This is a genomic window from Reyranella sp., assembly GCF_030651995.1.
Lineage (GTDB): Bacteria > Pseudomonadota > Alphaproteobacteria > Reyranellales > Reyranellaceae > Reyranella.
The window spans coordinates 1-11,628 of sequence record NZ_JAUSBN010000076.1 but is presented as its reverse complement, the minus strand read 5'-3'; the positions used below and the strand labels follow the sequence as shown (position 1 = coordinate 11,628).

10 protein-coding genes and 1 pseudogene are annotated in these 11,628 nt (G+C 66.2%); 3 read left to right on the top strand and 8 right to left on the bottom strand.

All coding sequences use genetic code 11. The features are described 5' to 3' along the window. Positions 1-199: 199 nt before the first annotated feature. From Q7V45_RS24185 to Q7V45_RS24170, 4 genes are all read right to left on the bottom strand, one after another. Positions 200-541, bottom strand: coding sequence for a putative quinol monooxygenase (locus tag Q7V45_RS24185; protein ID WP_304856888.1), 342 nt, complete (start codon positions 539-541; stop codon positions 200-202). A gap of 79 nt (positions 542-620) precedes the next feature. Beyond that, complete coding sequence (locus Q7V45_RS24180) at positions 621-2,090, bottom strand: DUF2252 domain-containing protein (protein ID WP_304856887.1); 1,470 nt, start codon at positions 2,088-2,090, stop codon at positions 621-623. Between the two features lie 96 nt (positions 2,091-2,186). Further along, a complete protein-coding gene (locus tag Q7V45_RS24175) occupies positions 2,187-3,722 on the bottom strand; it encodes a serine hydrolase (protein WP_304856886.1) in 1,536 nt (511 codons plus the stop codon). A 1-nt stretch (position 3,723) separates the two neighbouring features. After that, on the bottom strand, positions 3,724-5,148 hold the full coding sequence (locus Q7V45_RS24170) for an MFS transporter (RefSeq protein WP_304856885.1): 1,425 nt from the start codon (positions 5,146-5,148) through the stop codon (positions 3,724-3,726). A 94-nt stretch (positions 5,149-5,242) separates the two neighbouring features. On the opposite strand from Q7V45_RS24170, the gene Q7V45_RS24165 reads away from it, so the two are divergent. Beyond that, entirely contained in the window at positions 5,243-6,295 is a 1,053-nt protein-coding gene (locus Q7V45_RS24165; protein WP_304856884.1) for a bifunctional transcriptional activator/DNA repair enzyme AdaA, read from the top strand. After that, a complete protein-coding gene (ogt, locus tag Q7V45_RS24160) occupies positions 6,288-6,806 on the top strand; it encodes a methylated-DNA--[protein]-cysteine S-methyltransferase (protein WP_304856883.1) in 519 nt (172 codons plus the stop codon). Before Q7V45_RS24165 ends, ogt begins: the two co-directional genes overlap by 8 nt. A 133-nt stretch (positions 6,807-6,939) precedes the next feature. Here the strand turns inward: ogt and Q7V45_RS24155 are convergent, their stop codons facing one another. Both Q7V45_RS24155 and yghU read right to left on the bottom strand, forming a co-directional pair. Then, on the bottom strand, positions 6,940-7,947 hold the full coding sequence (locus Q7V45_RS24155; protein ID WP_304856882.1) for an asparaginase: 1,008 nt from the start codon (positions 7,945-7,947) through the stop codon (positions 6,940-6,942). Positions 7,948-8,050: 103 nt separating this feature from the next. Next, positions 8,051-8,926, bottom strand: coding sequence for a glutathione-dependent disulfide-bond oxidoreductase (yghU, locus tag Q7V45_RS24150; RefSeq protein WP_304856881.1), 876 nt, complete (start codon positions 8,924-8,926; stop codon positions 8,051-8,053). Positions 8,927-9,122: 196 nt separating this feature from the next. Here yghU and rfbB point away from each other — a divergent pair, with 196 nt between their 5' ends. Continuing rightward, complete coding sequence (gene rfbB / locus Q7V45_RS24145) at positions 9,123-10,181, top strand: dTDP-glucose 4,6-dehydratase (RefSeq protein ID WP_304856880.1); 1,059 nt, start codon at positions 9,123-9,125, stop codon at positions 10,179-10,181. 10 nt (positions 10,182-10,191) lie between these two features. Here rfbB and Q7V45_RS24140 read toward each other — a convergent pair whose 3' ends face one another. Together Q7V45_RS24140 and Q7V45_RS24135 are read right to left on the bottom strand one after the other, a co-directional pair. Next, positions 10,192-10,803, bottom strand: a complete 612-nt coding sequence (locus Q7V45_RS24140) for an NUDIX hydrolase (RefSeq protein ID WP_304856879.1) — start codon at positions 10,801-10,803, stop codon at positions 10,192-10,194. Positions 10,804-11,414: 611 nt separating this feature from the next. After that, a pseudogene (locus tag Q7V45_RS24135) lies at positions 11,415-11,628 on the bottom strand (hypothetical protein); the annotation flags it as partial.

Sequence of the window (11,628 nt, the reverse complement as noted above, 5' to 3'; positions counted from 1 at the left end):
ACCGCGCAATTTTGATTCTCGCGATCCACGTGTGACGAACGAAATGGAATCGCGAGAAGGCGGCCAAGATTCGAAAGCATCTCAAAAGTTCAGCATCCCCATGCCCTGCTCAAAGATTCACAAGCTCTCAGCATGAGGTTGTTGGTGGTGATTCGATCGGACTCGGAACTACTCTAAAGGTCCCTCGGTATGCCGACGGCTACGGACCTCGACGGTTAGCAGTCTCCGCCTGAACGAACCGGTGCTGAGTGCGCTCGCGTTTCGTGAGCTTCGGTAGTGCCTGTCCCACGATCAGCGCCTTGAAGTGCGGCGTCTCCTGGTGGGAGGCGAATCCCGCCTCGTCGCGGAACACCTCGTAGAAGAAAAACCTCCCGGGCTCCGCGATCGAGCGATGGATCTGGAAGGCGAGCACCCAGGGCTCGCGCTGGGCCTGTGGCAGGTACTCGCAGACGATCGCTGCGACGGCATCGGCCTCGGACGGCCGGGCCTCCCAGAACGCCGTGACGATGAGCCCGTCTTTCAGGGAATGAAGATCGACCATGTGATTTCTCCCGTGCGGTTGGTGGGAGAACGTTCTAGGCCTTCGTCCCATGCCGTCGCTTCGGCCGGGGTCGAAGCGACTACTTCACCATCTCCGACGCCGCGACCTTGATGCGCCCGGTGCGGCGCGCCTTGTCGAGCGCGTCGTAGTCCTCGTCCGTCTGCCTGGCATAGGCCATGGCAAATTTGCCGATCGCTTCATCGAGCGTTTCGCTGTTGCCGCAATAGCCGGCAATCATCGCCGGATCGCCCGACTTCGCATGGGCCAGCGCAAGCGCCCAGCCGCACAGGCCACAATACTCGAGGAAGCCGTCGAGGGTGCTGGGGTCGCTCTCGTTGAATTTCAGGCTGCCCTTCATGTCCGCGAGCTGGCGAACGTAGAAGTCCTTTCCGTCGACCACTCCCCAACCGAGGAAGATGTCCGGAGATCCTTGCGCGAGGCGCTGCCCGACGACGACCCGACGACCCTGATTCTCGAACCTGAGCTTCTGGTCGACATAGGGCGCGATGACCGATGTTTGCGCCTGCTTCACCTGCAGGAACAGCGGATCGTCCGAATCGATGCCCTGCAACAGTATGACCCAGCAGCCGGTACCTACGCTGCCGACCCCCACGACCTTGCGCGCCGAATCGACGATCCGATAGCGTGATAGCAGCACGCGCCGGTCGATCGGCAGGGACTGGATATAGTCCTGCAACATGTTGTCGAGAGCGACATTGGTGGGCGTACCCGCCGCCGTTTCCGTCTCGCGCACGATCAGCGGCACTTCCTCGATGATGCGATGCTCGCCGCCGACCTCCTCGGTCAGCTTCTCCAGCACGGCGACATGGCTCTTGGTCCGGGCCTTGTCCATCAGCCGCTCCGCACCGCGCCGCGCCCGGGGTGACAGCGTGTCGAGGACGGCACGCTCGTCGATTCGGTCGTACCAGATCTGCAGGTAGCCCATCTCGGCATAGCGGCGCATGCGCTTGCGGTAGGACCGCACGATCGACCGTGCGGCCTCCTCCGCCGTCACGCGGTCGCCGCCCATGAAACGCACGGCGACGGCGGCGCTGGCGGCGAGGCGCTTGAGGTCCCATTCCCAGGGGCCGGGATGGACCTCGTCGAAATCGTTGATGGCGAAGATCAGATTCCGCTCCGCCGACGCGAACACGCCGAAATTCGAGACATGCATGTCGCCGCAGGCCCCGACGGCCATGCCGCTGACGGGTGTGGTCGAAAGGTCCGCCGCCATCACCGCCGCCGAGCCGCGCAGGAAGGCGAAGGGCGAGGCCAGCATGCGGGCGAAGCGCACTGGCACCAGCTTCTGCACCCGGCTCTCGTTCTGCGCCTCGAGGATGGCGACCGGATCCGGCCGGTTGGCCGCCTTCTGGAAGCTGGCATGCGAGGTGCGCGGCACCTGCGCCCGTACGGCCTTGCCCGCCTGCAGGCGCTCGGCAACCGTCGCGCGGGGCGCCACGAAGCTTTCGAGCAACGTCATGTTGTCGATCGCCGTGTTCATGCGCTCGAACGTGCGATCGGTATTCGTGTTGATCTTCACCACTGTCATCTGGCCACCCTCGCTCCCCACCGCCCATTCAACGTCGCGCCTTGGCGGCGGTCAAAGCAATTGACCGCCGCGGCACCCTGTTCAGCTTGTCTGGGTTTACCGGCTCTTCGATCTTTTCAAAGTGCCCATCCCGTCCTCGTCGAGATTCTCCAGAGTGACCTGGGAAGCCTTTCCGTCGGGACCGATCAGAAAAGTGACGGCGGCCATCCAGCCGGGACTTTCCGCGAAGGGTGCATACAGGAAGAGGTCGCGATTGAAATGCTTCAAGGGAAAGCGCTTGCCGGCCGGTCCCAACGCCACCGAGAGCACGCCACCCGCCTCGGTGATCCGGGCGTCGCCGACGTAGGCGTTGTTGTAGAAGCCGGCATACGCCCCGAGCGGCATGGGTGGTGACGGCGAGGCCGGCGCCGATGCATAAGGCGTCATCGCCGTCTTCTGGGCACCGGCCCCGAAATTCGCGTCGTAGATCTCGTTCCAGTGCGAGATCCAGTCACGCGACGGCTTTGCGGTGAACACGTCGTCGAGAAAGGTCGCGGCTAGCCCTTCCGGCACGCCGGTCGGGAAAGCGTTGCTCAGGATCACGATGCCGATCTTCTCCACCGGCAGCAGATGCACCAGTGTGCGGGCGCCGGCGCTGAAGGCTCCGGCATGACTCCACTCGACACCGCGTTCGCGAACATCCACGTTCCAGCCCATCCCATAGAAACCGGCCACGCCGGTCTTCGGATCGACGCTGCGGATGATGACCGGCCGGCGCGTCTGTTCGATCGCGGCCTCCTTGATCAGCGGCCGGCCGGCATAGCGGCCATTGCCGAGCTCGAGCCGCAGCCACTGCACCATGTCCTTGGCGTTCGAGCTCGCGCCGCCCGCCGGGGCCTGCGCATCGGCGTTGCGCTTGACCAGCGGCGTCCACTTGCCGTCGATTCGAACATGCAGCGACGATCGATTGGGCTGAAGAGTGAAGTCCTTGGCACGCGAGCTGGTCGACGGCATGCCGAGCGGACGATAGACCTTCTCTTCGGCAAGCTGCTCCCAGCCCTTGCCTGTCGGCCTGGTGGCGGCGATCGCGCCCGCGGTGAACCCGAAATTGCTGTAGGCGTAGTCCGCCCGGAAACTGCCGCCGGGCCGCGTGTAGCGAATACGTTTCAGGATCTCGTCGCGGCTGAAGCCCAGATCCTCGATGTCGTTGCCGGCGTTGGCCGCCAAGCCGCTGCGATGCGAGAGCAGGTCGCGGATCGTGACCTGGGCCGTCGGATAGGCATCGGGAAGCGCAAAATTCGGATCGAGATCGCGGATGCGCGTGTCCCATGTCACGACGCCGTCGCTGACCAGCGCCGCCACGACGGTGGCGGCCAGCGGCTTGGAAACCGAGGCCAGCTGGAAGACCGTGTCGGCCGTCACCGTCTCGGGTAGCCCAGCCTCGCGAACACCGAAGCCTTCGAGGAAAACGACCTCGTCGCGATAGACGATGCCGATCGAAAGCCCCGGGACCTCGCCCTTGGCCACGACCTGCCGCGCCAACTCCCGAAGCTTGGGAAGTGCGGCCGTCAGTTTCTCTTTGGTGATCGTCTGTGCCTGGACCGGAAAGGGCGCGAGGCAGGTCAGTATCAACGCCGCGAGCAGCCGCATCATTTCATGTCCCCTTGGTAACATCCGGTTTCTTATCACCGGCGCGGCCGGCCAGCATCGCAAGGCGGGCGCCCACGACGGCAGCCAAAAGAGCCACCGGCGCGAAAGCCATCGGAACCCAGAAGGCGGCTCCGGTCACATCCTGCGTACTGAGGTCGCGGGAGAACCCGGCGAGTGTCGCCGCGATGCCGGCCGCGGCGGCTCCCAGGGCAAAGCCGCTCTGCTGCACGGTCGCGACGGCGGATGCCGCCAGTTCGGCCTCGCCACGCCTCGCCCCACCCATCAGGCGCTGCACGCCGAAGCCCCAGCAGGCTCCGATCCCCACACCGACGAGAGCGATGAACGCCGGCAGGACGAGCACCGGCTGCGACATCAGCAGTGCCCCGCCTGCGAGCCCCGCCGCCATCGCCAGCGGGCCGGCGACCAGCAGCCGGCCGGCCGCCCGCGGCGCCCGCCCCGCCACGACAAGCGACGCCACGGTCCAGCCCATCGAGGCGCCGGCGACCGTATAGCCCGCGGCCAGCGGATCGAAGCCGTGAAGGCTCTGCAGGAAGATCGGGATGAAGATCGACAGCGGGCTGTAGGAGATCGAGACCAGCAGGCAGAACCACATCGCGATGCCCGTCACCGTGCCCAGGGAGAAGGCGTCGCTCGGGAACAGCGGCGCCTTCGACCGCCGGTCCAGCAAGATCATCGTCACCAGCAGCAACACGGCGGCCATGAAGAGGCCCGCCTTGGTCGACGGCAGGACGACCACGCTGGCAGTAGACATGGTGGCGATCGCCAGACAGATCAGCGCGACCCGGCCACCGGGGATCCCCCGCGCTGCCCCCGGCTCCTCGGCCCGCAGGGGTGGCAGCGCCCGGGCCGCGACGATCGCCAGCAGGGCCGCAAGGACCGTCACGGCATAGAACGACCCTCGCCAGTTTCCCCAGGTCGCGAAGGCGCCGCCGAGCATCGGTCCCACCAGCACCGCCATGCTCCAGGCGCCCGACAGCAGCGCCGCGACCCGAGGCCAGACGGGCTCGGGAAAGGATCGGCCCACCAGCACATAGGCCATGGCCGACAGCACCCCGCCGCCAAAGCCCTGCACGAATCGGCCCGCCACGACGACGCCCATCGTTGGCGCCACCGCACAGATCAGGGCGCCGATGCCGAAAACCAGGGCGCCGGCACAGAAGGCGCTGCGTGCCCCGAGCCGCACCGTAAGGTGTCCCGTGCAGGTGGCCGCGACGATCGACGAGGCGAGGAAGGCGGTGGTCGGCCAACTCACCATCGCCGCGCCGCCGACGTCAGCGACAATGCTCGGCAGCACCGTAGCCAGCATCAGCACGTTCATCGAATGCAGCAGGACGCCGCCGACCAGGGCCACCAGCAGGGGAATCCATTCGCGCTTCAGCAGCGCCGACCAACCGGCTGTCGCAGTCATGGCCGGCGACTGATCACGTTCCCGTCCCCGGGTCAAAGACTAACGGGTCCGAAAACCGCGAGCGCCGCCCGCGCGCGCGTGGAAATATCAGCGCATGGAATTGCTCGACCGCAGCACCTACTACCGCGCTTTCCAGGGCCACGATGCCCGTTTCGACGGAAGGGTCTTCGTCGGCGTGACCTCGACCGGCATCTACTGCCGGCCGGTCTGTCCGGCCCGGACTCCCATGTTCGAGAATTGCCGTTTCTTCGCCTCGGCCGCCGCCGCACAGGGAGCGGGCTTCCGCCCCTGCCTGCGCTGCCGGCCCGAGATCGCCCCCGACTTCGCCTCCTGGCGTGGCAGCGCCAATACGGTGAGCCGTGCGCTGGCACTGATCGCCGATGGCGCCCTCGACGAGGACGAGGCGGGCGTCGAGGCGCTGGCCGGGCGGCTGGGCGTTGGCGGTCGACAGCTGCGCCGCCTGTTCCAGCGCCATCTCGGCGCCTCCCCCATTGCCGTTGCCCAGACGCGGCGCGTGCTGTTCGCCAAGCAGCTCCTGCACGACACCCACCTGCCGATGGCCGAGGTCGCCCTGGCCTCGGGCTTCGGCAGTCTCCGACGGTTCAACGAGACGTTCCGAAAGCTGTTCGACCGGCCACCGAGGATGCTGCGCCGCAGAGCCGGTGCTGACACCTCCGCGCGCGACGGAGTCACGCTGAGACTGGCCTACCGCCCGCCTTACGACTGGCCCGGCATGCTGGCGGCGCTCGCGGCGCGTAAACCGTCAGGCGTGGAATGGATCGAGGCCGGCGTATGGCATCGCCGCCTCGATCTCGACGGCCTGCACGGCCACGTCTCCGTCGCGCATTTGCCGGACCGCAACGCCGTCTCGGTCACTATCCGCTTCCCGTCGGTGAAGGCCCTGCCCGCGATCGTCGCGTGCGTCCGCCGCGTCTTCGATCTCGGGGCCGACATCACGACCATCGACAGCCATCTCGCGCGCGATCCTGCGCTCGCACCGCTGATCGCCCGGCGACCGGGCCTGCGTGCGCCGGGCGACTGGGAGGGCGGAACAATGGACAGTCCCTTCGACCACGAGGCGCCGCCGGCCTGGCGGCCGTGGCACGCCTATGCTGCCGAGCACCTGCGGATGGCGCGGCATGCCTGAACCTCTCGACTTCCGGATCGATCGCCTCGCGACACCCGTCGGCGAACTGGTGATCGTCGCCGACGGCGACGGCCGGCTTCGTGCAATCGACTGGACAGACCACGAGACCCGCATGCGCCGTCTGCTCGACCGTTACTACGGCCGGGTGCGCTACACCCTTTCACCTGCGCGCGATCCGGGCGGGCTGACCAAGGCGATGGGCTCGTATTTCAAAGGCGACATTGCGGTCATCGACACGCTGCCGGTCGAGACGACCGGCACGCCGTTTCAGCGAAGCGTGTGGCAGGCGCTGCGCAAGATCCATCGCGGCACGACCATCAGCTATGCCGAACTGGCCATGCGCATCGGCAATCCGCGCGCCGTGCGGGCGGCCGGGCTCGCCAACGGCCAGAACCCGATCGGCATCGTCGTGCCGTGCCACCGGGTCATCGGCAGCAACGGCACGCTGACCGGCTATGGCGGCGGTCTGCCCCGCAAGAAATGGCTGCTCGAACACGAGGGCGCGCTGTAGGGGGTCGCACTGTCCTGGCTCCCCACCGCGGCGGCACCAAACAGAAAGCCGGCAGCGCTGGATCGCACACGGAGCAGTCTGCTCCATTTCGAGAACCTCGAAATGGATGTCAGCAGCTCCGGACCATTGAGGTTCAGTAGGTGGCGAATATCCGCGCGATCTCCACCGGGTCGGAGGTCCGGGTGAGCGCCAGGGCGAGGAGCAGGCGCGCCTTCTGCGGATTGAGATTGTCCGCGGCCAGAATGCCGGCTTTCGCGAGCTTCTGGCCGCGGAAGATGCGGCCCGAACCGGCCCGCGAGGACTGACCGACGACGATGCCCTGCTTCACCGCCTCTTCCATCGCGGCAAAATCGGCAGCCGGCGGCATGCCCGGCGCGAATCCGGCGGAGACCAGTCCCTTCGCCCCCGCGGCAATGAAGGCGCGCATCGCACTGCCGTCGGAGCCCGCATAGGCATAGGCGATGTCCACCCTCGGCAGGCTGTCGAGGTGGGTTATGTCGAATTCGGTATCCGGCATGTGGCGGCGCTCCGGCCGCCGGTAGTAGGCGATGAGGTCGGCGTCGGCATGGCCCAGGACGCCGAAGTCGGGCGTGCGGAAGGTCTGCATGCGCCAGTTCGAGGTCTTGGTGACCTCGCGGGCCGCCTGGATCTCGTCGTTCAGCAGCACCAGCACACCGCGGCCCCGGCTCTGCGGGCTGGCGGCCGTGCGTACACCGTTCACGAGATTGATCGCGGCATCGGTCGAAAGGCCGGAGGCCGGCCGCTGTGAGCCGATCAGCACCACGGGCACATCGACCTTGAGCACCAGGTTCAGGACCCAGGCCGTCTCCTCGAGCGTGGCCGTGCCATGGCCGATGACGATGCCGGACAGGTCGGGATGTTCGGCCACGGCGCGATGGCAGAGGCCCGCGAGTTCCTTCCATTCGGCGAAGTAAATCTCGGGGCTCGGCACGTTGCGGAAATCGACCGGAATGATCTCGGCGATCTCCTCGACCACCGCGAAGCGGGCGACGATCTCGCTGGCATGCATGCGATTTTCGTGCACGCCGTAGTCCTGCAACTCCAGCGGATGGACACCCAGCGAGGACATGGTGCCGCCGGTGCCGATGAAGGCCACCTTGGGCCGGTTCGTGCTGCTCACTCGATGCTCCTGCGCTGCTCGTCGACCAGATGACCAACGCAAGATCGATGCCGCCGCCATGTCGTCGAACGACGATATGGCGGCGGCGAACGATCGGTACGCCTCAGCCCTTGGCGGCCACCTTGTCCTGCGTCTTCAGGTCGAAGTCGCTGGCGTCGTGGCGCTCATGGAGCTGGTTCGCCGGGTCGCCCTGCAGGCGATTGACGATGCGGCCGCGGCGGACCGCCGGACGCTCGCCGATCAGGTCGGCCCAGCGCTGGACGTTCTTGTACTCGTGCACGGCCAGGAACTCGCCCGCGCCGTAGAGAAGCCCCTTCGCCAGCCCGCCGTACCAGGGCCAGACCGCGATGTCGGCGATCGTGTAGTCGTCGCCGGCCAGGTACTTGCTCTCAGCCAGACGCCGGTCGAGCACGTCGAGCTGCCGCTTGGTCTCCATCGCGAAACGGTCGATGGCATATTCGATCTTGGTCGGCGCATAGGCGTAGAAATGGCCGAAGCCGCCCCCGAGATAGGGCGCGCTGCCCATCTGCCAGAACAGCCACGACAGGCATTCGGCCCGCTTGGCGCTCTCCGTCGGCACGAGCGCTCCGAACTTTTCCGCGAGATAGAGCAGGATCGCGCCCGATTCGAATACGCGCACCGGGTTGGGTCCGCTGCGATCCACCAGGGCCGGGATCTTGGAGTTCGGATTGGCGGCGACGAAGCCGCTACCGAACTGATCTCCCTCGCCGATCTTGATCAGCCAGGCATCGTATTCGGCGCCCTTATGACCGAGTGCCAGCAGTTCCTCGAGCATGATGGTGACCTTCTGGCCATTCGGCGTGCCCAGCGAATAGAGCTGCAGCGGGTGCTTGCCGATCGGCAGTTCCTTCTCAGCTGTCGGGCCGGCGATCGGCCGGTTGATGTTGGCGAATCGGCCCCCGCTGGCCTTGTTCCAGGTCCAGACCTTGGGCGGGGTGTAGTCGGATGCGTCGCTCATGCTTCCAATATCCTGTGATGGAGTTTCGGGAATGGCGCATCCTAGCCGCCTTTCGGCCGTCCTGCTCGCTCCCGTGCCGCGCCCAGCGGGGGTTAGAAATCGAAACGGTACATATGGTAGGTAGGGATAAGTCCCCGGATTTCGGGCATTCCCTGAAGCAAGGAGGGGCGAGCCCCGCTCGCTTCGTAATGGCCATATGAGAATTCTTGTTACCGGCGGCGCCGGATTCATCGGTTCGGCCGTCGTGCGCCACATCATCCGTGACACCGACTGGACCGTCGCCAACGTCGACAAGTTGACCTACGCCGGCAATCTCGAATCGCTGGCCGAGGCGCAGACCAGCAACCGGCATCGCCATTACAAGACCGACATTTGCGACCGTGCAGGAATCGACGCCGTTCTGGCCGAATTCCGGCCCGACGCGATCCTGCATCTGGCTGCGGAAAGCCATGTCGATCGCTCCATCACCGGCGCCGCGCCGTTCATCGAAACCAATGTCAACGGCACCTTCACGATGCTGGAGGCCGCGCTCGCCTACTGGCGCACGCTCGACGAGACCGCGCGCGGCCGCTTCCGCTTCCAGCACATCTCGACCGACGAGGTCTTCGGCTCTCTGGGCGCCACCGGTCTCTTCAGCGAGACCACGCCCTACGCGCCCAACTCGCCCTACTCCGCCAGCAAGGCCGCGTCCGACCACCTGGTACGCGCCTGGCACCACACCTACGGGCTGCCGACCCTGGCGACCAACTGCTCCAACAATTACGGCCCCTATCACTTCCCCGAGAAGCTGATCCCGCTGGTCACCATCCGCGCCCTGCGCGGCGAGACCCTGCCGGTCTACGGCAAGGGCGACAATGTGCGCGACTGGCTGCATGTCGAGGACCACGCCGAGGCGCTGACCCTCGTGTTGCGCAAGGGACGGCCCGGCGAGACCTACAATATCGGCGGCAACAGCGAGCGCCGGAACATCGACGTGGTGCGCGGCATCTGCCGCCTGCTCGACGAGATGCAGCCCGACGCCGCCCATCGCCCGCACGAATCGCTGATCAAGTTCGTGACCGACCGGCCGGGCCACGACGCCCGCTATGCGATCGACGCGTCGAAGATCGCGACCGAGCTCGGTTGGCGTCCGCGGCACGATTTCGAGAGCGGCCTGCGCGACACGGTGCGCTGGTTCCTCGACAATCGCGGCTGGTGGGAACGCGTGATGAGCGGCGAATATCGTGGCGAGCGCCTGGGACTGACCGCCGCCTGATCGCAGCGGTCTATTTCAGGAGATCGATAAGACTGTCCGGCAGGTCGCCGCGCTGACGCCGCACTTCGATGCCCAGCAGGGCGGCGATTCCCGGCAGATTCGAGATTTCACCGTTTAGCGCCATGCCCACAGCGTCAGCGAACGGCACACGGCGGCGGGACAGCTTTTCGGTGGCATCGGGCTGCGGCGCGCCGCGGTCCAGCCCCCAGGCGACGAAAGCCGGCACGGCCTCGGTGGAGATGCCGGGCGACACGGCGCCCTCCACGATCTTGAGCCAGTGCTTGGCGGTGCAGCCGGTTTCCTCCCTGAGCTCCGCCCGCGCGACGTCGAGCGGATCGTCACCGACCCGCGCGCCTCCCCCCGGGATCTCCCAAGAGAAGCGGTCCAGGACGTAGCGATACTGGCCGATCAGGGTGACGCTGCCGTCGTGATCGACCGGCACGATGCAGACGCCGTAGTACTTCATCCGCACGCTGTGATAGCTGCGCGCCTCTCCGTCGGACAATGTCACCCGGTCATGACGGACCGAGAAGTACCGGCAGTCGTAGCCGGTCTCTTCTTTGAGCACCTTCCAGGGGTTGGCTTCGTCCACGCGTTCCATGGCAATCCCTTCGCCGGTCATGACCCTCTACGCAGCCGTGCGGACCAGATGACGGGCCACCGCTTCGCACTGCGTGCGGATGTCCGGGACCACCGTCGTCTCTCACAGGTTGCCCCGAATGGGCGGTCCCAGGTTAAGAGAACCTCCAACACGACACCGCTCTTGCTGACCAGACGATAATTCTCGCCGAGATCGAGGCCGAGCGACAGCGAATCCGCGCGCGCCAGGCCGTCATCGAACAGCGAACGGATCAAGGGGTCGCTGATCCGGTCATCGTCGATTTGCGGACCTGAGCTGTTGACCAGCCCTTTTCCCATCGGACCATCGACGATCCCTCGAACCCCTCCGAAGGTGTTCGCGAAGGCGTGTCGCGACAAGACGCTGCAGCGGAACGGCAGCCGCCGAGCGTGCCACGCTTGCCGCGCACGGGATCGTGACGGGTGAGGTCGAGCACTATCTGTTCCCGGCATCTCTTTGGAATTGAGCAGGATTTCGACAGGTCGGAAGTCGTTACGGCGTAGTCGCGATCTGCCTGGACCAGGGCCAATGAGAGTCCCGAGCTCATACCTTGCCCGTTGCGAAATCATTTCAAGCCTCGCTATCGGATCAAAGCCTCAAGCAGGGGTCGTCGACTACCGCCCGATACCGCTCACGCCCCTGTTGCTCTTCAGCAGGTCGTCGAAGAAGGCGATGGTCTTCGTCAATCCGTCGTCGAGGGCAACCTTGGGCTCCCACTTCAGCATGTCGCGCGCCAGGGTGATGTCCGGGCAGCGCTGCATCGGATCGTCGACCGGCAGCGGCTCGAACACGAGCCGGCTGCGGCCGCCGACCTTGTCCAGGATCTTC

Excerpts from the sequence above, each read along its gene's own strand:
- Q7V45_RS24185 (WP_304856888.1), bottom strand. The coding sequence starts at position 541 with ATGGTCGATCTTCATTCCCTGAAAGACGGGCTCATCGTCACGGCGTTC.
- Q7V45_RS24180 (WP_304856887.1), bottom strand. The coding sequence starts at position 2,090 with ATGACAGTGGTGAAGATCAACACGAATACCGATCGCACGTTCGAGCGC.
- Q7V45_RS24175 (WP_304856886.1), bottom strand. The coding sequence starts at position 3,722 with ATGATGCGGCTGCTCGCGGCGTTGATACTGACCTGCCTCGCGCCCTTT.
- Q7V45_RS24170 (WP_304856885.1), bottom strand. The coding sequence starts at position 5,148 with ATGACTGCGACAGCCGGTTGGTCGGCGCTGCTGAAGCGCGAATGGATT.
- Q7V45_RS24165 (WP_304856884.1), top strand. The coding sequence starts at position 5,243 with ATGGAATTGCTCGACCGCAGCACCTACTACCGCGCTTTCCAGGGCCAC.
- ogt (WP_304856883.1), top strand. The coding sequence starts at position 6,288 with ATGCCTGAACCTCTCGACTTCCGGATCGATCGCCTCGCGACACCCGTC.
- yghU (WP_304856881.1), bottom strand. The coding sequence starts at position 8,926 with ATGAGCGACGCATCCGACTACACCCCGCCCAAGGTCTGGACCTGGAAC.
- rfbB (WP_304856880.1), top strand. The coding sequence starts at position 9,123 with ATGAGAATTCTTGTTACCGGCGGCGCCGGATTCATCGGTTCGGCCGTC.
- Q7V45_RS24140 (WP_304856879.1), bottom strand. The coding sequence starts at position 10,803 with ATGACCGGCGAAGGGATTGCCATGGAACGCGTGGACGAAGCCAACCCC.